The 22,480-nt window shown below is 60.7% G+C and carries 19 protein-coding genes and 2 tRNA genes; 4 read left to right on the top strand and 17 right to left on the bottom strand.

What is annotated here, in order from left to right; genetic code table 11:
* Nucleotides 1-446: 446 nt before the first annotated feature.
* A complete protein-coding gene (locus FKB36_RS05300) occupies nucleotides 447-1,517 on the top strand; it encodes a hypothetical protein (RefSeq protein ID WP_261596993.1) in 1,071 nt (356 codons plus the stop codon).
* A gap of 1,076 nt (nucleotides 1,518-2,593) precedes the next feature.
* Here FKB36_RS05300 and FKB36_RS05295 read toward each other — a convergent pair.
* From FKB36_RS05295 to FKB36_RS05275, 5 genes are all read right to left on the bottom strand, one after another.
* A complete protein-coding gene (locus tag FKB36_RS05295) occupies nucleotides 2,594-4,630 on the bottom strand; it encodes a minichromosome maintenance protein MCM (RefSeq protein WP_261596992.1) in 2,037 nt (678 codons plus the stop codon).
* Complete coding sequence (locus FKB36_RS05290) at nucleotides 4,627-5,190, bottom strand: hypothetical protein (RefSeq protein ID WP_261596991.1); 564 nt, start codon at nucleotides 5,188-5,190, stop codon at nucleotides 4,627-4,629. The genes FKB36_RS05295 and FKB36_RS05290 overlap by 4 nt, the downstream gene beginning before the upstream one ends.
* A gap of 280 nt (nucleotides 5,191-5,470) precedes the next feature.
* Entirely contained in the window at nucleotides 5,471-5,797 is a 327-nt protein-coding gene (locus FKB36_RS05285; protein ID WP_261596990.1) for a hypothetical protein, read from the bottom strand.
* 341 nt (nucleotides 5,798-6,138) lie between these two features.
* Entirely contained in the window at nucleotides 6,139-6,441 is a 303-nt protein-coding gene (locus FKB36_RS05280; protein WP_261596989.1) for a helix-turn-helix domain-containing protein, read from the bottom strand.
* A gap of 581 nt (nucleotides 6,442-7,022) precedes the next feature.
* Nucleotides 7,023-7,096: transfer RNA gene (locus FKB36_RS05275), tRNA-Phe, on the bottom strand.
* A 108-nt stretch (nucleotides 7,097-7,204) separates the two neighbouring features.
* Between FKB36_RS05275 and FKB36_RS05270 the strand changes: the two genes are divergently transcribed.
* Nucleotides 7,205-8,179, top strand: coding sequence for a DHH family phosphoesterase (locus FKB36_RS05270; RefSeq protein WP_390895694.1), 975 nt, complete (start codon nucleotides 7,205-7,207; stop codon nucleotides 8,177-8,179).
* On the opposite strand, the gene FKB36_RS05265 is transcribed toward FKB36_RS05270, so the two are convergent.
* Entirely contained in the window at nucleotides 8,166-8,951 is a 786-nt protein-coding gene (locus tag FKB36_RS05265; RefSeq protein ID WP_261596987.1) for a hypothetical protein, read from the bottom strand. The two genes, FKB36_RS05270 and FKB36_RS05265, sit on opposite strands and share 14 nt — an antisense overlap.
* A 42-nt stretch (nucleotides 8,952-8,993) precedes the next feature.
* On the opposite strand from FKB36_RS05265, the gene metG reads away from it, so the two are divergent.
* Nucleotides 8,994-10,988 (top strand): methionine--tRNA ligase, encoded by a 1,995-nt coding sequence (gene metG, locus FKB36_RS05260; protein ID WP_261596986.1) that lies wholly within the window; start codon nucleotides 8,994-8,996, stop codon nucleotides 10,986-10,988.
* Here the strand turns inward: metG and FKB36_RS05255 are convergent.
* The 9 genes from FKB36_RS05255 to FKB36_RS05215 all read right to left on the bottom strand — a co-directional run bounded on the left by FKB36_RS05255 (nucleotide 10,963) and on the right by FKB36_RS05215 (nucleotide 16,816).
* Nucleotides 10,963-11,463: a hypothetical protein gene (locus FKB36_RS05255; RefSeq protein ID WP_261596985.1), complete on the bottom strand. Its 501-nt coding sequence runs from the start codon at nucleotides 11,461-11,463 to the stop codon at nucleotides 10,963-10,965. The genes metG and FKB36_RS05255 overlap by 26 nt on opposite strands.
* A gap of 95 nt (nucleotides 11,464-11,558) precedes the next feature.
* Nucleotides 11,559-11,861, bottom strand: a complete 303-nt coding sequence (locus FKB36_RS05250; protein ID WP_261596984.1) for a YunC family protein — start codon at nucleotides 11,859-11,861, stop codon at nucleotides 11,559-11,561.
* Between the two features lie 384 nt (nucleotides 11,862-12,245).
* Complete coding sequence (locus FKB36_RS05245; protein WP_261596983.1) at nucleotides 12,246-12,923, bottom strand: TetR/AcrR family transcriptional regulator; 678 nt, start codon at nucleotides 12,921-12,923, stop codon at nucleotides 12,246-12,248.
* Between the two features lie 22 nt (nucleotides 12,924-12,945).
* Nucleotides 12,946-13,530 (bottom strand): flavodoxin family protein, encoded by a 585-nt coding sequence (locus tag FKB36_RS05240; RefSeq protein WP_261596982.1) that lies wholly within the window; start codon nucleotides 13,528-13,530, stop codon nucleotides 12,946-12,948.
* A 62-nt stretch (nucleotides 13,531-13,592) separates the two neighbouring features.
* A complete protein-coding gene (gene nudC / locus FKB36_RS05235) occupies nucleotides 13,593-14,429 on the bottom strand; it encodes an NAD(+) diphosphatase (RefSeq protein ID WP_261596981.1) in 837 nt (278 codons plus the stop codon).
* Nucleotides 14,430-14,489: 60 nt separating this feature from the next.
* Entirely contained in the window at nucleotides 14,490-15,290 is an 801-nt protein-coding gene (locus tag FKB36_RS05230; RefSeq protein WP_261596979.1) for a 4Fe-4S binding protein, read from the bottom strand.
* 263 nt (nucleotides 15,291-15,553) lie between these two features.
* Nucleotides 15,554-15,628, bottom strand: a tRNA-Arg gene (locus FKB36_RS05225).
* 78 nt (nucleotides 15,629-15,706) lie between these two features.
* A complete protein-coding gene (locus tag FKB36_RS05220) occupies nucleotides 15,707-16,096 on the bottom strand; it encodes a DUF473 domain-containing protein (RefSeq protein WP_261596978.1) in 390 nt (129 codons plus the stop codon).
* Nucleotides 16,097-16,102: 6 nt separating this feature from the next.
* Complete coding sequence (locus tag FKB36_RS05215) at nucleotides 16,103-16,816, bottom strand: proteasome assembly chaperone family protein (protein WP_261596977.1); 714 nt, start codon at nucleotides 16,814-16,816, stop codon at nucleotides 16,103-16,105.
* Nucleotides 16,817-16,875: 59 nt separating this feature from the next.
* On the opposite strand from FKB36_RS05215, the gene FKB36_RS05210 reads away from it, so the two are divergent.
* Complete coding sequence (locus FKB36_RS05210) at nucleotides 16,876-17,202, top strand: DUF5611 family protein (protein WP_261596976.1); 327 nt, start codon at nucleotides 16,876-16,878, stop codon at nucleotides 17,200-17,202.
* Nucleotides 17,203-17,754: 552 nt separating this feature from the next.
* Here FKB36_RS05210 and leuS read toward each other — a convergent pair.
* Together leuS and FKB36_RS05200 are read right to left on the bottom strand one after the other, a co-directional pair.
* Nucleotides 17,755-20,517, bottom strand: coding sequence for a leucine--tRNA ligase (leuS, locus tag FKB36_RS05205; RefSeq protein WP_261597230.1), 2,763 nt, complete (start codon nucleotides 20,515-20,517; stop codon nucleotides 17,755-17,757).
* Between the two features lie 53 nt (nucleotides 20,518-20,570).
* Complete coding sequence (locus FKB36_RS05200; protein WP_261596975.1) at nucleotides 20,571-22,469, bottom strand: PINc/VapC family ATPase; 1,899 nt, start codon at nucleotides 22,467-22,469, stop codon at nucleotides 20,571-20,573.
* Nucleotides 22,470-22,480: the final 11 nt, after the last annotated feature.

The raw sequence follows: 22,480 nt of genomic DNA, 5'->3' as shown, positions 1-22,480 counted from the left end.
GCAAACCTGTGGCCCAATACATTGGAAGGTGGGAGGCTGGCAACGATTTCCGCTCTGGGCAGTAGACCGGAAGATTTTTGCACCTTCTTATCTGCTGACGCTCTCCCAGATGCTCATTGATTGTCTTCTACCTGTGGAGCAGGAAATGCGGCCGAGGGGTGGCCTCGCTATGGGGATATGGCCGCGGATCTTTTTAGAATCGACCAAGGAATAGGATCGAGGGGGTTTCGCCTGCACTGAGGTGCGTTGCAGGGCAAGGTATATCCAGACCAACTCTGGGCACCCGCTGCCACCCACCGTAGACACCCTGCCAGGTATGAGTAAGATACCACAAACTCTCTCTGCGGAGGGTGAGGATTTTTGAGTTATACTATCAATATAGCGCTCTTTACACGAATATATGCAAAACACAAAATATATAATACATTAATACCTCGCACAATTAAATGACACAATTCTCTCCAAAGAATGTTGCCCTGGGGTCGCTAGTTCTAGGCGGGGCGGGAATCCTGATAGCCACTATCGGAAGTTTTGCCGGATCAGAGGTGATCGGGGGTCTTGGGCTTGCCCTGTTGCTCCTCTGCTTTTGTGGGCTCTACGTGGCCTACCTCTTAAATGTCCTCCGCTTCTGGGAGTCCGGAGCGGAGCTTGCGGCAATTGCATTTTGGACCATCCCCTCCCTGGTCATTGCAGCGGTAGGATCGCTCCCCGCGACCAATCCCGCAAGGTTCATGGGCGAATGTTTTGGGATCCTGATCTTCTCGGTGATCGGCATTCTATTCTGGGTCTGGATAAAAAAACTAGTCAAACGGCATATCCTCAAGGTTGATCCGATCCCAAAGCCAGACACCCCGGGGTATCCTCCGATGATCTTGGGAATGCTGGCCCTGACCCTCGCAATGGTTTTCGTTGCTGCTTCCGTTGCTGCATTTGTAGTTATGGATCCCACCCTATCTCCTAGAGAGACCCCTTCATACACAACGGCCTCTGCCGCATGGTCCGATTACACCTACTCAACTGCAAACTCCCCGACGGATACGTATGCTAAGCATGGTATCTCGTTTTCGTACCCGAAAGGGCTCTGGCTTTACGATGACGAATCGGAAACGGGTTGGAATACCTACGACGACGGTATGGTGACGGTGCAGGACTCTGGGGTCCACGAATCGATCATGGCTACTTGGTGGTATTCGGGCACAGAAACCCCAGAGATCTCAGATGCCCTATCAACCTGGATCAACGATCTGAATAAGGATCCCACATTCTCCAACCTTGCCGTTGGTGTGAAGTACACGCGGGCTCTTGATACCGGACACACGGTCACCTATATCCCGATCATGTATGACACCGTGTATGAGGAGATCTCTCCAGATGAGGTTCATATTGCAGGATATCTTGGAGGATGGTATTGCGATCGCACAGATCGAACAATCCTGTTTGCTCTGGAGACTCAGGGAGGAACCGATGTGGCGGACGGGATGCTGGCGGCGTTTGTGGCCTCGGCCTGGTGTCATTGACCTTCTTTCGGTGGGGCCTTTATATAACCCCAAATTTCCTTAGGAAACTATACGCAAAGAGACAGATATCATGTTCAGGCCCTATATTATCTTTTGATCTGAGTTGAGTTTAGGCGAACCTAATTTCCTCTGGAGATTGAAACCGGGGGCGGCCTCGCTGCTCCCGCGTGTCCCCGCGAGCCCCTGCTAACTCTTGACATCTGGGCTCCGCCCCCGCCCAGAATACAAAACATTAAAATATATTAACAGAATATCCCCCACCATGGTACTAGGCACAGGCACAAAAATGGAGGGCAAAGACATCCCCACATTTGTGTGGAACGGATCGTTATGTCCTAGCAAAACAGGTCGTTGTGATGGGTGCATCTTTGGCACTCCAACCGAATGCAATTTGTGGACGGAACAGCGCGATTGGCGGAGTTTCTGACCGTCTTTCAGTGGCTCCTTTGATATAACTCCAAAATTCAACTGGAAAAATATGGGTTTGCTACCTATTTCTCCACGTAACGTCCGCGGTTCCCCGGATATTGACGTCTGGGACATTCCGTTTCCACCAGGCACGGGCTGATAAAAGCGCGACGCCGACCATTATCGTAGCGATTACAGCGACCCAGAAACGAATCTCGTCAAGGTGGGTGTAAGGCGCGAACGAGGCGTCGAGGAACGCGATTCGGAACAGGACAAGGGCAACAAATAGGTACAACCCGACAGATGCAATTGGATGACGCCAGGAGAAACGCTCAAATCTTCGGTATATTGTTGTAAGGGTTGACCGGTTCTGCTTCGGTTGCCGGTTATCCTTATGCCGGTCGTGAGGGCGATAACTGTGAGGCTGATACTCACCACGGTGCGAACTATGGGGATGCGAATAATATTTCCTTTTACCCATAGGAAACACCTTATCGCTTCAATGCTTTAAACTGGCGATTTTAATCCCCGGATGACCTGTCTTTGATGAGTGAACACTAACTTTCACCTTTCGAGACATCCTGAAACGATGCCCCCGTTATCTGATATTGGGGAAGGCAGGGGAGAGGTGGTTTTTGAGAGGCATGGCGCCTTCTTCTTCCCTGAGATCAGTTCTCGTTTCGGTACACCATTCCGTTTGCAATAGAGTACCCAGATCTTTCCATCCGGGCCAGATTGCGCTCAATTTGGTCGAGGCCGTGACCGCGACCCATGAACGACTCAAAGATTGCACTCACTCTCATCTTACCCTCTGCATCTTGGATCATGGCCTCGATCTCGCGCTCAAGGCCTCGATCCTTTTGACTCGCGCCCGAATACAGCCGGTCGATATCGAACTGCCCAGTTTCGGCGTCGTAGGCAACGTCGCGGAGGCACGAATCCATTAAAGTCATAGCTACGCGAACATCATCTGCAGACACCGTTTCGCTGAGCCGCATCCGAGCTGCTCCTTCAGCCAGCCGGATCACACCCTCTTCCTGCCGAGGGGTTATCGGCAGGGGGGCCCCCTTCCGTTGCGCCCCACTTCGCATACCGAGGTAGAAGGCATGGATAGCCTCCTCTGCCGCATCTGTGAGAACCGGGTTGAGATCCCTTCCCATTTTGACCCACTTGCGGAGGAGCTCCGGAGGGATCACATCCTCATTAGCGTCTGCTGCCTGCTGCCGGTGGTTGCCAAGGAGGTGCCGTGACAACCTTGCATCGGCCTCCGGGTCAGCTACGTCCTGCAGGACGAAGATGAGGTCGAAGCGTGAGAGGAGTGACGGGGGCATGTTGATCTGTTCCGCGAGAGGAACGAACATATCAAATCTCCCTTTTTTCGGGTTCGCTGCTCCGAGGAGGGCGCACCGAGACCGGAGGGTGGCGGTTATCCCTGCCTTGGCCAAGCTCACAGACTGTTGCTCCATCGCTTCATGCAGCCCGGATCGGTCGGTGTCGCTCATTTTGTCGAGTTCGTCCACTGCGGCCATCCCGGTGTCGGCGAGCACCAGGGCGCCAGCCTCCAACATCCATCGGCCGTCGCTGAAGTCATCCTTCACGGCTGCTGCGGTGAGACCCGCCTTTGTGGTTCCCTGACCGCTCGTGTAGATCCCACGGGGCGCGACCTTCACCGCATACCGGAGAAGAACTGATTTGGCAATACCCGGATCCCCTACCAGAAGGACATGCACGTCCCCTCTCCGAGGGGTTCCGTCTGCCATCGTCTTCCGCACCCCTCCAAACAGCTGAAGGCCGATCGCCCGTTTCACTCTCTCATGACCATACACCGAGGGGCTTATCGATCGCCCCACTACGTGACATACGTTCGGCTGTGCGGCCAGTTCCCGGATCTTCCGCTCGTCCGCCTCATCGATCCGTACCTCCTCAAACGATAATTCCTCCGTCCGAATCGAAAGGCATTCGAGATAATACTTGAAGTCCGGGAGATTTTGAACTCCAGCCCTCTCCTGTTGGGTCCGGAGTATCCCGGTTATCCTAACCCGGTCCCCAGGCTGAACCGCCCCGACGACGTCCCCGACCACATCCACATCGATGGCCTGTGGTTGAGACGAGGCACCCTCTGGGTTCTCAGCTAGTTGTAGCCGTTGGTAGTCGATGAACGATGACCTCTCTTTTATGAGGTCCATTCTCGCCTTCCGCTCGCACCTGGGGCAAATATCGGGCTCCTCGGCCTGGCGCCGACCCTGTGGGATCGGGTCGGTGAGGGCTCCACAGGAGCGGCACCGATATACCGCCCGGGTCATGTGCGCGATGGGTTGCGTAGCCCTCCGGATGATGCCATCAAGTGAAACCAGCGTGTTTGCGTGCCCAGACCGGATCCGGCCTATAGGGGTGGTGTAGTTGTGGTTCGCGGGCCGGACCTCTATGAGTGCGGGGTCAATCCGCCCGGAACTCACTTCATACTGACACCGCTGAATCAGAGCATCCCTAATGTCACTGATACTCCGATCCGGGGACCTCTCCAGTTCCGTGAGGAGGGTTAGGCCGAGCGCCCCAGAATGAGCCAGCCGGTCGGTGTCAATGACAAAGGAGTGCTGGTGCGGCCAGAGCCGCTTCAGTTCAGCCAGCTCAATCGTGTACTTCCGGGAGAGAACCCCGGCCCAATCACCAACGCGATCAGTGATGGTCGCTGTGGGCTCTGTCATGCGGACCCCCTCATAGCGACCAGGTGATCTACGAGCCACTGAGCGGGATCCGCACCAGGAGGCATCGACAGGCCGTTCCGGGCCACCAGATCCTCTGCCACCGTCGCAGCCACGTCTCCGAGATTATCAGTCTCAAGGGATGCCCGAAGTGCTGAGAGGGTCTGATCTGAGAGAGAGTTTAGCGCGGCGTCGAATTGACACTTAGCCGTCGCAATGGCCTCATACGTTGCCACCCGTTCCTGCTGGCGCCGTGCCTCGTTTTGTCGCTCGGCTACCTGTTGTTTTCGAGCCTCCTCAAGTCCTTCGACCCGAGTAATGTACTCGGTGAGCTCCTCGAGTTCCAAGGTGAGCTCGTCCCGCCGTGACCGTAGGGTCGCGAGAAGGGCGATTTCTAGATCAGGCGATAGCGAATCATGCCCGGCGATACCGGCTGCAGTGCAGATTGCCTGGACCACGCCCCGTACAGCCGCCTCGCTCAGGTTCACACCGAGGGCACGCCCAACCACCCTGAGATCCTCCGGGTACCGAGCTTGAAGGACGGCCGACTTGCCTGTAGCCATCACCCCCACCCCCCATCGAAAAGAGGTAGTGCGGATCTTATTGTAACTACATGCATGTAGCTACAAAGGATTTCGTCTCTATACAATACAGGGAGCCTGAGTTCTCCTATATAATCTCTCCTAAAACTCCCGCTCAAATCCCTCGCTACTGCCCCCGTTGCTCCACCAATCTGAGTCAACGAGTCTCTGATACTGTAACTACAGTAGCTACAGCAGCTACAGCAGAGCAGGACCATAATCACGTAGCTACAGTAGCTACAAAGATGGGTGAGGGGGGCCATCACAGCTCCCCCCGCGCCGCCGCCTGCCGCCGGGCCAGGGCGCAAAACTCAAACAACGCCCAGTAAAGCGTTTTTCGCTCCGCCCGGCACCCGAACCGCTGCCCGGCCCGCCAGAGGAGGGTTGCGGCGACGTCCAGGTCACCCTCGTAGAGCCGCTCGTCCTCGGTCCCGGGGCGGATCGCCGCAATCTCGACGTTAGACCCCCGCCCAGTTTCGATTCGGGTTAGGGCGAACGGTGAGATCAGTTCCCGCGGGTCGTTGCTGACCGTCCGCCAGAGCCCCGGCGTCCCAGCGTTTGCCCGGGGATCGGACAGGTACCTGATCAAAGCCCGCCCCGCCCGCGCATCAACGTAGCGCGGCTCGGAAACCGGAAACGTTATTACGGTTGCTGCCCTACTATTACCTACCAGTGCCCTGGGGGGGCTGGAGAACTGAGTTTTGGGCTGCCCTGTGGTGAGGGCGGCCGTTTTCCAAATTTGAGACGTTTTAATTCCTCCTTAATAAATGTGCTCATACTACGGTTATTCTACTAAAAGAACCTCTCCAGAACCCCGGTTCAGGTAAATTTGCGCCACGAGGCGGTGCAGTTCGGGCAACGCCCCTAATTCTGCCTGGGTCAGTCGGATCGGATCCGGTCGGCGCTCGACAGTTTTTTGGTGTACGGCGGTCAACGGGTGATCGCCCCCGCGTCGGCCGTTCGGCTGGCGTTGGTGATGGTCGCCGGGGACGGGCTGGCTGTGGCGGTCTGCCCCGTTCCCCGGTAGATTGCGCTCGGTTTGAGCCCCTGGGCAATTAAAAACGTTTCTAGTCCCGCCGCCGGGATCCTGACCCGGTGACCGACCCAGATCCCGGGCAGTTCGCCGTCGCGAACCAGCGTCAGAACAGACGGGCGGGAAATCCCCAGAATCGCCGCTACGACCGCGACTGAGAGGAACCGCGTAAATTCTGCTGTGTTTGGCGTTTCTATCAACTCCTGTGCGTTTGTTACAAAACAGTGTCGATACACCCCCATATATAATTTGCCTGTGTTTTTTTAAACCCTCAAAACAGTATCAATCCCGAAACCGTCAATAGATTGCCAAAAAAAATGCACGTGCAGATTCTTTTCTCTGTCGTCACCTTCGTGAATTCTGCAACAGTTATTACGCATAAATTTAATGCTATTAATCGCTCTATTGTCACAGGAGGTGTTGAAAACACGGTTTACGTTTGGAATATTAACACATCAAATTAAAGGTGGTTTTTTGAACAACTTGCATATAAATTTTACTTTTCGGGCGCCCGCCTAGTTGCGGCGACATACCCACGTTCGGTTTAGAATCGTTGGGAACCGGACAAAACTGGTTCGTTACGATTTGTTACGCTCTATTCCCCGGGATTCCCATTTCCTCACGGAAAAACGGTTTGTTTCCACTACTGGGGAATTATCGACAATCTCAGATCCGGGTTGTGGGCCCGGATTAGGCCCTGCCGCAGGAGGGTAGGTTGGGATGCGCGAGAGGCAAAAACGGCAAAAATGCGGGCTCAGGAATTGAAACAGAGGTTAAAATATGCCCCCGCCCGGATTTGAACCGGGGACAACCAGATCTTCAGTCTGGCGCTCTCCCAGTCTGAGCTACAGGGGCTTCTGCCCTACAATGTTATCGGTTGTTCCTAATAAATACTGTGTTTCCCGGGGTGGGAACGGAGTCATAACCGCCTGTTTATCACGTCGTACACCGATATAGAGAAGAATGGCTGGAAGCGATCGAAAGCCGGATACCCGGGACACGAATTTTATGAAGGCTCTCACCGGGAGGACGGAGCACGTCGTGCACCTCACGCACAACGACCTCGACGCCGCCGGGAGCGATGCCATCCACCGCCGGAAGTACGGGGACGTTTTCACCGTCTGGGCTTCGGTCGGCAAGTTCCTCTCCCTCTTCGACGCCGTCGCCGGCTCTCCCGGCCGGGGCGACCTCCTCAGCATATCGGATATCGGCTACCAGCAGGGTGTCGAGCAGCGCCTCGCGAAAGCCCGCTCCAACGGGTGGCGGATCGAGTGGCGCGACCACCACCGCTGGAAGGACGAGGAGATCCGCGCCGTCGAGAAGAAGACGAGCCTCCTCCACGTCGACGTCACCACCTGCGCGACCGGGATCGTCGCACGCGACCTCGCCCCCGACGATCCGGTGGCGATCGAGATCGCGCGGGTCGTCTGCGACTACGACCTCTGGAAGCACCAGGACCCCCGCTCGAAGGTCCTCGGCCAGGTGGTGATGCAGAAGGGCTTCCGGGAGTACGTCCGCGACAACCTGGTCCGCGGCGTCATCACCGATGAAAAGATCGAGGGCGAGTACGACCGGATCGTCCGGGAGATGGAGCGGGACATCAGAAAGAGCATCCGGCACACCACGATCATCGGTAGCGGCCGTTACCGGATCGCGTTCGCGCCCCTCTATGGCTACCCGAGCGAGACCGCCCACGCCATCCGCGACGAATTGAAGACCGACGTCGAGGTGGTCGTCTCCTCTAACGGCCGCATATCCATCCGCTCCGTCCCCCCGGTCAGCCACCTCATCGCCCGGGAGTTCTCCGGCGGCGGCCATCCCCACGCTGCCGGGGGAACGTTCCCCTTCACCCTCCTCGACCGGCTCCTCTTCTGGCTCATAAAGCGGAACCGCCACTACCGCCGCCTTGCGGAGAAGGCGGAGTCTATCGGGGAATAGACGCCCGCTCGACGAGGCTCTTCCAGTAGCCCGGGCAGGCCTCCTCGCAGTAGCCGCCGGACTCGAGCATATCCGGGTCGGCGAACTCGGCCGCCGCCCGGAGATCCGCCTCCTCCGCATCGAGGAGGATGAGTTTCCTGACGCGGAACCGCTCCATCAGGTCGGGAGCCCGGGAGAGGGCCTTTGCCGGGAGGATGAGTTCGCCCTGGTACTCGAGCAGCAGTTCCAGGTCGAACGTCTCCGGGTCTTTCGGGAAGAAGAGCATCTTCCGGCCGGCCAGCACCTCGAGTTCGATCGCGTCCGCCTCCTCTGCGACCAGGACGTGCCCCCGCACGCCGAGATCCCGCATCTCCCGCGCGAGGCGGGCATACAGGTCCGCGATCGTCTCGGAAAACTCCTCATCATCCCCGATGCTCGCATCAGAGAACCCGAGCACGTGCGGGGCGGGGAGGGAGAACCATGCGTCCTTGCGCCGTGCCGTGACTGAGCGGGCATCGGCGGCGACGGCGGCCGGATCGATCCCCGGCTCGCCGACGAGCACCCCGTCCTCCATGCCGAGGAAGGCCCCGCTCAACCGTTCACCGTAGAAGAGGCCGCCGGCGGTGGGGACCGCCACCTCCTCCTGTCCGTCGAGCGAGCGGTCGAGCCGGTAGGTGGTGAGGTCCGCTTCCACTCCTCGCTTCCCCTTCAGCCACTTCGCGAGTTCCGGAACCGCGGGCATCCCGACCTCGGAGCCGAACGCTCTCACGGGTATTGTAATCCTTCGTGCCATGCGCTGGTATCTTTATTAGCATCGCAACCAGAGTAGATAAGGATGAGTGATAAGCCGTTGCTGGTGACGTGCGGGCTCCCGTACACGAACGGCCCCTGCCATATCGGGCACCTGCGGACCTACGTTCCGGCGGACTTTTACGTCCGGTATATGCGCCGGTCCGGGGAGGAGGTTGTCTTCATATGCGGTTCCGACAACCACGGGACGCCGATCGTGATCAGCGCCGAGCAGGAGGGTTCGACCCCCCGCGCCCTCTCGGAGCGGTATCACGAGCACTTCTACGAGACGTTCCGGCGGATGGGCGTCGTCTTTGACCGGTTCGGTATGACCGACGACGCCATGAACCGCGAGACCACCCGATCGATCGTCGAACGGCTCATCGAGAACGGCTACGTCTACGCAGAGACCGTCAGCCAGAGTTACTGCCCGGAGTGCGAGCGGTTCCTCCCCGACCGCTACGTGGAGGGGATCTGCCCCCACTGCGGCGCCGTCGCCCGGGGTGACGAGTGCGACCAGGGATGCGGGCAGCACCTGGAGCCCGGCGAGATCAAGGACGCGGTCTGCAAGGTCTGCGGCGCCAGGGCGGAGTACCGCGAGCAGGAACACTACTTCTTCAAGCTCTCGGCCTTCCGCGAGTTCCTCCTCGACTACCTCCCGGACCTCAAAGGCACCTCGACCGCCCGGAACTATGCCCTCGGGTGGGTGAAGGAGGCCCTGCACGACTGGTGCATCACCCGGACGCTGGACTGGGGCGTTCCGTTCCCCGGCCGCGACGACCTCGTCGTCTACGTCTGGGTCGACGCGCCGATCGGCTACATCTCCTTCACGAAGGAGTGGGCACAGAAGGCGGGAACCGACTGGAAGGACTACTGGTGCGGCGACGACACCCGTGTTGCGCACTTCATCGGCGGGGACATCATCTACCACCACTGTATCTTCTGGCCGGCGCTCCTCAAAGGGGCGGGCTACGGCCTCCCGCACGCGGTGGTCGCGAGCGGCATGGTCACGATCGAGGGGAAGAAGTTCTCGAAGTCCCGCGGCTACGTCGTCTGGACGAACGACGACTACCTTGATGTGGGCCTCCCGGCGGACTACCTCCGCTACTACCTCCTCTCCTACACGAACCACACAAAGGAGCTCGACTTCTCCTGGAAGGTCTACGCCGAGCGGGTGAACAACGAGATCGTCGGGACGCTCGGGAACTTCATCTACCGGACGATGTACTTCGCCGAGAAGGAGTTCGCCGGCGTCCCCGACCTCGCCCCCCGCCCGGAGGTCGTCGAGGAGATCGAGCGGTCGCTTGTTGCCGTCGACGGTCTGATGCGGGACTACGACTTCAAGAACGCCGTCGATACGATGATGGCGCTCGCGTCGTACGGGAACGGCTACATCCAGAACAACGCCCCCTGGAAACTGATCAAGGAGGACCGGGCGGCGGCACAGCAAGTGATCGCCGACTGCCTCCAGATCGTGAAGGCGCTCGTCCTGGTTTTCCAGCCCCTGATGCCTGAGGCGATGCAGCGGGCCTGGGCGATGCTCGGCTACGAGGACAATATCGCGGATCACCCGATCGCCGAGGCCACGGAGCCGGTCGGGGCGCGGCCGCTTGAAAAACCCGCCACGCTCTTTACGAAGGTCGAGAAGGAGCAGGTCGCTGCCCTCGAGGCGACCCTCGATGCGCAGGTCGAGAAGGCAAAGGCGGCCGCCGCACCGAAGATGCCCACCGTCTCGATCGAGGAGTTCGGCAACCTCGATATCAGGGTTGCCAGGGTCGTCTCGGCCGAGCCGATCAAGGGGTCGAAGAAACTCTACAAACTCGTCGTCGACCTCGGCGGCGAGAAGCGGCAGGTGGTCAGCGGGATCGCGCAGTTCTACTCCCCCGACGAACTGGTGGGGAAGGACGTCGCGATGATCGTGAACCTTGCGCCCGCGAAGATCTTCGGCGTCGAGAGCCGGGGGATGATCCTCGCCGCCGGCGACGAGGCCTCGCTCCTCGTTCCCCTCCGCCCGGTCAGGCCGGGGACGAAGGTCCGTTGACCGGGACAACCCGGTCGATCCTGTTTTTCCGGAGCGTCTGATCGTAGACGACGACCCGCCAGTCGCCAGGCGAGAACGCCTGGACGCCGGGGTGGTAGGCCGTCGTAAAGACCATCTTCGGCTCGTCGGTTATCCAGTAGCCGGAGCGATCGGGGGCGGGGAAGCAGAAGATGTATGCGGCCCGCCCGTCCGCACTATCCGTGAGGACCGCGGTCTCGACATTGTGGAGCCCTCCCTCCGGGTCGGTGAGGTAGACCCGGCACTCCGTGAGGTTCGCGGCTCCCATCGCGACGCGGATCACCGCCGTCCCGTTGTGGCCGGCGACGACCTCCACCGGGGATGCGGTATCCGGAAGCGAGAGCCCCGGCCCATCGCCGGGCGGGAGGAGAACCGCGGCTACGGCGGTCATCATCACTGCGGCGATGACGACGGCAAAGACTGTCGCTGTTCCGGTGGAGATGGGCCCACGTCCCATGAGCCGCCTCTGTAGCTCAGCCTGTATTTGAACCTATGGGATGGAGCGGGGACCTGAGAAGGGGTCTGGAAACATAGGGAGATAGCGGGGGAGCCCTAAAGCCGCTCGAGCGCTTCCCGCCCGGTCATCCCGACCACAACCCCACGCTCCCCTGCATGCCGGTTCGCCCCCTTGATCTCGCCGCGGAGGAGGTCGTCGACCGTCTCGATCGAGGATGCGCCTCCCGCGGGCTTGACACGTGCCGCGGGGTAACCGAACTTCTCGAGCGCATCGACGTCGAACGCGCCGCAACCGACCATCCCGGCATCCGTCACCACCGCGACGAGGTTCACCGGGCCGAGGGGAATGACGTAGCCGTCGGCCTCTCTTCCGGCCAATCTGACCGTTTCGTGCTGCATGAGATGTGGTGAGCCGTCCATCGTCATCAACCCCGCGGTTCGGGGCACAGTACTTCGCTAAATTGGCCGAGATAGTTTTCAAGGGGTCAAACCATCGACTTCCCTTCGCGTTCTTCGCGCCTTCGCGTGAGTTGATGAGCGAAGATACCAATACGGTCTCACGCGAAGATCGCGAAGCCGCGAAGCGCGACTGGCCGAAAGGCAGGAGCGTGAGCACCATCAGGTGCGACGTCCGGTCCCCGGGTGCTGCCAACTCCCCGTTACCGTATTGTACGAGGCCGCATTGCTCAGTGTCGGGTGCCGAAACTAGCGAATTACTGGGGCGGGGGTGCGCCGGGAAATTCCTTGAAACCCGGCGGCCGGGGAGGCGTTATCTTTCCGGCGCTATGCTCTCTTCCTCTCTTCGGGCTGATCGCCGATATCCTGAGATCCACCGCCGGCAGCAATCGCCGGCATGATGAACCGGAAGAACTCGTCGGCAAACCGGTCGTAACTGAACCCCTCCGCCTCGATCGCCAGCCTCCACTTCTGCTCCATGGAGAGGATGCCCATGAAGGATGTCATGAGGTACATCGAGGTCAGGAAGGGATCGAGGTCGGCCCGGATGGTGCCGTCGTCGATGCCCTCCCTGACCGCGTCCGCGAGCATCCCGCGGCAGGTGCCGTATCCCTTCCCGATCTCTGCGGTGTAGGGGTTCTCCCGGGAGAACCGTTCGGAGCCGTAGAAGTGGATCAGCCGGAGATACTCCGGGTGCTCCTCTGAGAACCGGTAGTAGGCCCGGCCCATCAGGGCCACCCTGACGATGCCGGGGACATCTCTCTCCATGCACTCCCGGTACTTCTCCTTGAGGATCTCGATGCCCCGCAGGACGATGGTGGCAAAGAGCGCCTCCTTGTTTTTGAAGTAGAGATAGATGGTTGCCTTGTTCAGTTCGACCTCGCGGGCGATATCTTCCATCGAGACGTCTTCGTAACCCCGGGCGAAGAAGAGGCGCTCCGCTGCATCGGCGATCTCGGTCTTTCGCTGTTCCTTCTCCCGTTGTCTTCTCTCGGCTATGCCCATCCCGACTCTCCGGCCTTTCCTCTCACGATCCCCGCGGGGTCGCGAGCGCCTCAAGCAGCCATGCCATGTTTTTGCCGGCATCGCGAGCGCGCCCGATCCCCTCATCATCCCCGCTAACAGCCCCGATCTCTCTCCCGAGACCGATGACGGGTTTCCCCGGAACGATCATGCCGGAGTATACCATGAAGTTGATCATCGTGTTCAGGGCGGTGGTGGCTCCGGCCCTGCGCATGACGGTCACTGCGACGCCGACCTTGCGCCGGAAGAGGTCGTTGTTGACCATCGCGACAAACCCTGCCCGGTCGATCAGTCCTTTCATCCCGGCCGTGACGTCGAGGAAGTATACCGGCGAACCGAGGACGATCCCGTCCGCCTCGACCATCTTATCGATGCAGGTGTTGACGATATCGTCGTCTAAGGCGCAGTGCCCGTCCTGGTTCTCCCGGCACCTCATGCAGGCGGTACAGCCCCGCACCTCGCCTCCGCCGAGGCTCACCTCTTCAGTGTCGATACCGGCGTTCTCAAGCTCTTCCAGGATATGCCCCAGAAGAATGGAAGTATTTCCCTTTTTCCGGGGGCTGGCGTTGATCGCGACTACCTTTGTCATCGTTCACCACTCAGTGTTGTCCATGCAGTGTTCCCATGGAGAGGGCGCACCGGCCCATCTCGTTAAATCTCCCGCCGGCGCCAGGCCTCGATCAGCGCCCGCGATATGCTTGCCCCCGTTGGAACGGAGGGCAGGGTCTCGCGGGAAAACCAGCCGGCGGCCTCGATCTCCTGGTTGTCGACCCGGATCTCCCCGCCGGCATGCTCCGCGACGAAGCCGATCATGAGCGAGTCGGGGAACGGCCAGGGCTCGCTCCCGAAGTAGCGGATGTTTCGCACCGTAATCCCGACCTCTTCCGCGACCTCGCGGTGGACGGTCTGTTCGAGGTTCTCCCCGGGCTCGTTGAATCCGGCGATGACCGAGAAGAGCCCCGGCGTGAAGCGGGGGGAACGGGCGAGGAGGATCTCCTCCCCTCTCTTGATCAGCACGATGATGGCGGGGGAGATCCGGGGGTAGACGATGCGGTTGCAGGCCGTGCAGGCCCGTGCCCTCTCAGTCGTGAGCGGACGGGTCGTTGCGCCGCACCTGCCGCAGAAGGCGGTCGACCGGTCAAAGTCGAGGATCCGCACTGCGTAGGCGGCGACGGCCATATTGCTCTCCGGGACCCTGCCGAGAAGTTCCCGGACGGGCGACGGCTGCCAGCCGGTGGGGAGCGCGGCTCCGGCAGCGACCTCGCAAGCGTAGTAGGCGGCGGCGTCGCGGGTGCCGAGGTAGACCGGCGCGCCGCACGAGAGACCGGCGGGGAGCGGGTCCGGCATCAGGACGGTGCCGGGTGCCGGGTTGCCCGTGAAGAGCACGGAGTTCCCCTGAACCAGGACCCAGCGCCTCTCGTGCGGCGACGGATCCTCCGGGTAGACGGGGAAGAGGGGGCGGACTGAATAGAACGGACGGTGCTCCATACGTATATCCTCAGTCTGCAACCCTGAAATATCTCCCGATTGCCGGCACGAACCTATCCGTTACAGGAAATGTTCCGGCTCCTTTCGCTCGCGATACAGCGTATGGAGGCGCATCGATGCGTCACTAACCGGCCCGGGCTTCATCGTTCGGGCGTTCTCCGGGCAGTTCTTGATGCACGCGCAGCAGGTGATGCACGTCGTCGTGTCGACCAGGGCATAGTCCTCCGGATCGATGGCGCCGACAGGGCATCCCTCCGCACAGATCCCGCACCGGACACACGCATCGCCGCCCGCGATGAAATCGACGGTCCACAGCCTCGAATCTCCCCGGTACGGGCGGGTGCCGGGCAGGGAGAGATCGGCGATACGGTCGGCGGAGGGGACGGCAGCGAGTTTCTCCCGGATCGTTCGCCCGAACGACTCTGCGTGGGAGAGGTCGCCTGCATCCGGACGTCCTCCCGCCGTCGGGGTCTCGTCGGTGGAGAACGAGTGCTCCCCGATGTAGGCCGCACCGGCGATCGGCCTGCATCCGCGTTGAAGCAGGATATCGCCGAGTTCGATGAGCGCATCGTCATAGACGCGGTTACCGTAGACGACGACAGGTACCGCAGGCGTATTCCGGGCGGAGATCGTGTGCAGCCACTCGTTCAGGAGTGCCGGCACCCTTCCCATGTAGACCGGCACGCCGATGATGAGGAGCTCGTTCTCCGAGGTTCGTAAGGGCTCTCTTCTTGCATCCGGCCGGGTGATGTCGAGCATCTCCACGTTGCCGCGGTTCAGTCCGCGTGCGATACCCTGGACGACCGCTTTCGTCGTCCTGGTTGGTGAAAAGTAAACCAGTATGACAGACTCTACTTCCATCTCGCTCACTCCATGAAGGCAGGGGCCTTCAGAACCCGCTCGCACCTCCCTCCTATCGGGAGAGAGTCACGTCAGATGTGTATATCTATCGGTTGTAATATAACTATCGGTTACTTAATAACTATTAGTTAGATCCATCGCGGTACAGGTTCCGCGTTGAATAAGGCTCATACCTGACCGGGATGAGGTTTTGAACGTTCATGCCGGAGAACGGGGTATGGCGGCGCCTATCTCCTGACACTCGCAACTGAGGATAAAAATGACGGGCCTGGAGGGATTCGAACCCTCGGCATCCGGGTTAGAAGCCCGGCGCTATGTCCTGGCTAAGCCACAGACCCCTGTGGTATTCCCATACATTTTGGTCGCACGGGGATATTAACCCTTTGAGGGTTCTGACGCCAAAATGGAGGAGCGGATCATCCGGCCCGGTAACATGCCGAACGGACGATCTCGACTTTGGTCGGGTCTCCCCACTTCCGCCCCTCCACGTCGCGCGTGAGGGTTATCCCCCGGAACTGGACCTTGATCCGGGCGGACATCCGCTCCCGCTCCTCGTAGAAGAACGAGTTGGCGACCTCGATCCGCCTCATGCCGATGTTGAGGGCGAGGAGATCGACCATGATCCCCGGATCGCCGGGCGAGAGGTCTTCCTCGTTCACCGACGTCACGAAGATGCACTCGCCGGGAGCGGCCTCGGTCAGCGTGATGATGTTGTGGGCGCTGGTCAGTTCGAGGGTGCGGGCCCTGCCGTTCTTGAGTTCGGCAATGACCGCCGGCGAAATTCCGGTTAACGCTGCGTGCTTCATGCTTCCTCACCCATACATCGGCAGTTGCTCTCTCCGGGGCGTAGCCTCCGTCTTCTGCACCTGCTCGGCGATCTCGGACATTGCCGCCTCGATCTCCACCGCCTGTTCGAGCAGCGGCTGGATGTCCAGGTTGAGGTCGTAGATCTGGTTCAGGACCTCGATCGTGGCCGCCGACGACCGCGGGTCGGGGGTGTTCACCGTCTCGCCGAGGAGCCCTATCCCCGGGATGCCCCGCGTCTTGCACTCCGTGAGGAGGCTTGCCGCGACGCCGGAGATGCTCCCCATCGGAAGGATGATCGTCTTCTCCTCGACGCGCTGCAGCACTTCGCTGCTGGTCGCGACCCCGAAGACCCTCTTCTCCGGTTCGTTCGTGATGATCCCTGCGATCGTGACGATCTCCCTGATATCGAACTGGGTGAGCCAGTCCATGATGCCGTTCGCCACCTCGTAGCTGATCGCCGGGTGGATGGGGACGTCGGAGATGACCGCGACGAGGCCATCCTTCTCGTAGAGGCGTACGGGAGCATTGATGACGCCTTTCGTCATGAGGGCGACCGGCGGGAAGTATTTGCTCGTGATCGCCCCTATCTGTTCGAACTCCATCTGCTCGACGAGATACTGCAGGGCAATACTCCCGACGAGTCCGCTCCCGGGAAAGCCGATCAGGACCGTTTTTCCGGCGCCCTCGAGCGCTCTGGATGTAACCTTTATATCGTCCATGGGATCAATCACTCACTCCTGGATTAGTTTAACATAGCTGAGTGTCCCTTAAAAATATTATGCAGGAATACCCGATCAAGCGCGGATACACGAAACAACTCGCAGAATCGATGATCCAGGGACTCCGCGACCAGTTCGAGACCGAACCCCGTGCGGCGGAGGACGGCCATTATATTATCTCCTACGGAGCGCTCCTGCGTCTTGAGGTCTCTTTGGGTGCAGGCGGAAAGACCCTGGTCGTCGATACCGAGGCGGACAAGACCGTCGACGACGAGACGATCATCGACACCAACCGCCGGTTCAGGAACTACCTCCAGCAGGTGACCGGGTACACGGCGAAAGAGCGGGCGAAGAAGGCCCAGCAGGCCGTGAAGGGGAAAGAGTAACCGGATTTTTCTTCGACCCGGTATCGCTTCTCTTTTGCGGGCTGTAAATCCGCGTTCTTCATTCTGATTTTCGGTGCAGTGAGGTAGAGTGCTCCTGCCGTTCTGATGTCGTTGCTTGTCACTTGCACGTAGGACCTTCTCCCGCTTCAGTTCTCTAACTGGGTACACAAACCCATGCGCGGCTTTTCATTGGCTATCGCCACGCACTGCCCCCGCCCCTCAGGGGCGGGGGAGGAGGCCGGAGGCCGGGAGGGGTCTCTCAATCAGCTCCGAAGCACCTGAGATGGGTTTCGGAGACAGGGGAGGGGGGTTGCCCCCCTCCCCGTGGGCCCCACCCCCAATGGCGATACCCCAACGGTCCACCGTAACGAGCTTTTCCCTCGCTTTGGTTGTTCAAGAGGCATGTGACGGACAGTGGCCTTCATCCTTATTGTATACCAGACCCTCTGCCCCGGCTCCACCGCCGAATCTCCATGGAGATACGAGAGGCGTGGGGGATGAACGCTTAAAGAACTATTCTCGAAAAACAAGCGTAAAAAAGAGTGGGCGTCCTTACTCGATCACGATCGCCGGCTTGAACGGGAGCGCCCCCGAGGCCTTCGGGTGAGCACTCGCCTCGGCGGCGAGGACCTTCACCGGCACGCCGAACTCGTGCTCCAGGAACGCCCGTGCGCCCTCGAGGATCGCCTGCTCGTCGAGTTGCGACGCCGTGAGCTGTCTCACGAGTTCGGGCGGGAGTTTCAGGACAAGTTTCGTGATCTGCTTTGCGGCGTCCGTCGCCTCGCGGCCGCGCTTGCGCATCCCCTCGTTCTGCATGATCTCGCGCATAACCCTCGTCTTGTCGGCCGATGCCGCGATGATCCGGAAGGCCTCGTGCTTCCATGCCGGGGCGACGAAGAGGCTGATCGACTCCGGCTCCATCGGGATGAGTCTCCTGATCGACTCGATATCTTCGACCGTCCTCGCGAGAAGTTCCTCGGCGAGTTCGATCTCCGGTCTGACCCTGCTCTCGTCCACCTCAGGCCAGGGGGCGAAGGAGATCATGCCCTCCCCGCCGACGCTCTTCCAGAGCGCCTCGCAGGTGAAGGGGACGACCGGGGCGAGCAGCCGCACCCAGGTGCGGCAGAAGTCCAGCATCACCGCCCCGCCGGTTGCGCCCTCGGGCAGGCGGCGGCGGTACCACTTCAGGTCGGCCTCCACCCCGAAGAACGCCTCCTGCAACGCCTGCCGGGTCTGGAACCCGTCGAGCGCCGCAGTGGTGCTCTCGATACGGCGCTGGAGTCTGCTCGCGAGCCAGGCGTCGATGTCGTAAGCGCCCTCCGCCTCTTTTGCACCCTCGACCGTGTTCCAGAACCGCTCGATCTGCTTCCTCGTCGAAGAGACGAGCTCGTTCCTCCAGTCGAAGTCCTGCCAGGGCTCCGCGCTCCCGACAAGGAACATCCGGACCGTATCGGCGCCGAACTCCTCCACGGCGTCCTCGAGCAGGAAGACGTTGCCCTTGCTCGACGACATCTTCGCCCCGTTCAGGAGGCCCATCCCGAAGATCACCATGCCCTTCGGCTGCAGTTCCTGCGGGAAGATCGCCCGGTGGTGGAAGAGCTGGAAGGTGAGGTGGTTCGAGATGAGATCCTTTGCCGAGAACCGGTAGTCGTAGGGGTACCAGTAGAGGAACTCGCTTCGGAGCCGGTCAAGCGTCTCCCGGTCGACGGTCTCGGGGTTCCCTTCGCCCTTGAAGATGTAATCGAAGACCTCCGGCGTCAGGTTCTCCGGCGGGATCGCCTTCAGGTGATGGGCGATCGTGTAGTAGGCCATGTAGATCGTCGAGTCGGAGAGCGGCTCGATGATCCAGGTCGGGTCCCAGGGGAGTTTCGTCCCGAGCCCCACCCGGCGGGTGCAGGCCCAGTCCTTCAGCCAGTCGACCGTCCGGTCGAACTCTGTCCGGACCTCGGGCGGGACGAGCGCCATCCTCTCGAGCTGGGTCTTCACCTGCTCCTTCCAGCACGGGTCGCTGTACTCCAGGAACCACTGGTCGTGCAGGATCTTCACATAGACCCTCCCGCCGCAGCGGCAGATCACCTGGCGGTTGTCAAACTCGTACATCGGGATCGAGCCGTAGCGCTCCATCATCAGCGCCGCAACATCGTCCCGGGCCTCGCGGACGGGCTTACCGCCGTACTTCTCAAAGACCTTCCCGCGGGAGAACTCCGCGCTGTAGACCTCCTGGGTGAGCGCCTCCATCCCCGGGTCGTTCTGGTCGCGGATGCCCGAGCGCTCGACCGCGTCCTCTGCCGGGATCTCGCCGTAGCCCTCGACGGATATGAGCGGGACCGGCCGGATGGCCGTATACTTCCCCTGCTGCTGCAGGTCGCGGAGGGCGATGTAGTCGAACGGCGCGTGGGCGGGAACGCTCATCACGATCCCGGTTCCCATCTCCGGGTCGACGAACGAGGCCGGCAGAACCGGAACCTCGCCGGAGAGGGGGTGGGAGACCGTCCGGTCGACGAGCGCCGTCCCGGGGATCTCCTCTCCCACAACGACCTCATGATCCTGCAGGGCGAGTTTCCCTGCCGCCTCCCGGCTCAGGATCCACTCCTCGCCGTCGACCGTCGTCCGGACGTAGGTGACGTCCGGGTTCACCCAGAGGTTCGTCACCCCGTAGACCGTCTCGGGCCGGAGGGTGGCGCACGGAACCTTCGCGCCGTCCCAGGAGAAGATCACCAGGGTGAATTTGATGATCTCGGCCTTGTCGCCCTCGAGGAGGTCGTGATCGCCGACCGGGTTCTCGCACTGTGGGCAGTATTTGACCGGGTGAGCGCCCTTGACGGCGTGCTCGTCCTCGTGCAGGTGCTTGTACTGCCACTCGATGAACTTGCTGTACTGGGGATCGACGGTGATGAACCGCCGCCGCCAGTCGATCGAGAGCCCGCACTTCTGCATCACCCGCCGGTACTCCTCCGAGAAGTAGCGGACGATCTCCATCGGGTCGATGAACCGGTCCAGGATGTCCTGCGGCACCCGGTAGAGGTCGCGGTAGAGCCCGATCGTCTTCGCGTCGCCGTTCGAGATCCTCTTTGATATCCCGATGACCGGGGTGCCGGTGACGTGGAACGCCATCGGGAAGAGGACCTGCTTCCCCCGCATCCGCTGGTACCGGGCGAGGACATCCGGGACGATGTAGGTCCGCCCGTGCCCGACGTGCATCGCCCCGCTCGGATACGGGTACGCCACGGTCAGGTAATACTTCTCCTTCTCTGCCGGATCGGCCTCGAACGCGTGCTCCCACCGGGTGATGCACTCCCGTTCGCTCTCCTGCATATCAAGTCCGCCCACTCTAAGCCTCCAGATTCTGGTTCCTCATAGTTGCCCCATCATACCGGCCGCAGCCGGATCGTCTCGCCCTCGTTGTAGCGCTTGATCATCTCCTGGGCGATCGTGCTGTTCTTCGCGAGGAGGATGTCCCCCTCATCGTTCACCGTCGCCGTGAAGAGATACTCCTTCCCGGCGAAGACATCCACGATCTTACCGCTGTTCTCGGGTGAGACGATCGTCAGCTGCTTCCGGTCAAGCCGGATCTTGATGCCGCCGGCGAGCTGCATCTCCTCCTCGACGGGTTTCTGCGCCTCGAGTTCACTCCTCGGCCGGATGTCGATACCGATACCGAGTTTGTTCACGATCGCCGAGACGTTCTTGCCGCCCTTCCCGATCGCCGCCGGGACATCCTTGTCATCGATGTAGACGACCGCCTTGTTGTCGCTGATGATCCTGACCTCGACCGGGCCGCTCGTATACCGCCCGATCTCGCGCTGGACCTCTTTTCCCGCAACCTTCCAGGTGACGTTCTCCTCGGGTTCCGCCGCCGTCTTCGACACGACGACCGGATGCTCCGCCGGTGCTGCGATCGGCTCTCCGGCGTCTCTCTTTTTCGCGAGCGGCATCACCAGGGTCTCACCCTCGTAGCGGAAGATCTCGATCTCGGGCTCCTGCCGGTCGTGCTCGCGGACGACGATCACCGGGCGGATATGCACGTCGCCGGGCATGCCCTCCGGTGCTTTGATCGTCAGTTCGAGGTCGTAAATCTTCGCGATAGCGCCCTTGACGACATAGATGACGGTGTTGATGATCTGCGGCAGGATGCTGTAGTCCACGCGGTCGCAGAACCGCCGGAGGCAGTCGTGCACCTCCATAGCGTGGACCACGCCGACCATGCCCATCCCGGCGAGGCGCATATCCGCATAGACGGTGAAGTCCTCGTTCTTGCGGACTTCATCGAAGATCACGTAGTCCGGCCGGACGAGCAGGAGGGCTTCGGCGGTGTTCGCCATGCTCCCCTCGAGCGCCGTGTACTGGGTGATGTGGTCGGGCACCTGCAGGTCGCGCGGGGCCTCCATTGTCTTCACGATGAAGTTGTTGTCGGCGAGGAACGTCGCGAGGCTCTGGGCGAGGGTGGTCTTCCCCGCTCCGGGGGGTCCCGCGATCAGGACGCCGCGGCGGTTCCCGAGGATCCGCTGCTTGATCTCGGGCGCCATGGCGTAGTCGTCGAGCGCCAGATCCACAAGCGGCCGGACGGCCGTGATCTCCATCCCGTCCGAGAACGGTCGCCGGGCAATCGAGATCCGGAGCGATCCGATCTGGACGACCGTGATCCCCCGCTTCTCGAGCTCGATGAAGCCGTCCGGGTCGCGTTTCGCCCGCTCAAGGAGTTCCTGCGCCATGGCCTTGAGCTCGTACTCGGTCATCGGCGCATCCCGGAGGGTGACCAGGCGGGTCTCCTGGAGTTTTCCGATCTTTGCCACCGGCGGCGCCCGCTCTTTGAGCGTGATCGCGATCGTCTCCTCATCGAGGTACTGGTCGATCGAGAGCGGCGAGAAGTCGCCGATCTGCGGCCGCAGGTAGGTGACGTCGAGCCCTTTTGCCTTCGCCACCTCCGCCTGCACGAGATCGCTCGTGATGAACCGGGCGTCGTGGTCGATCGCAACGTTCCGGATAAGGGCGTCGATCTCGCCTCCGCTGGAGAGTTTCACCTGGTCGAGACTCGGGCGCTCTCCGGAATACTGGAGTTCGATGACGTTCTCCCCCGACATCTGGAAGAGCTCCTGAAGTTCGTTCAGACCGGAAAACCCAATCTCCCGCCCCTGGTTCGCCTGGGCCTCCAGCTCGGCGACGACGGCTTCCGGTATGATTATTGTTGCGCCCTTATATTCTCCGGTTTTTATCAGCGATGTTATGCGTCCGTCTATTACGACGCTCGTATCGGGTACAATTTTCATAAAAAATCACC

Origin of the sequence: Methanoculleus formosensis (assembly GCF_025384765.1) — an archaeon.
GTDB classification, from domain to species: domain Archaea; phylum Halobacteriota; class Methanomicrobia; order Methanomicrobiales; family Methanoculleaceae; genus Methanoculleus; species Methanoculleus formosensis.
The sequence above is the reverse complement of the archived record's forward strand: the minus strand, read 5'-3'. Positions and strand labels throughout refer to the sequence as shown.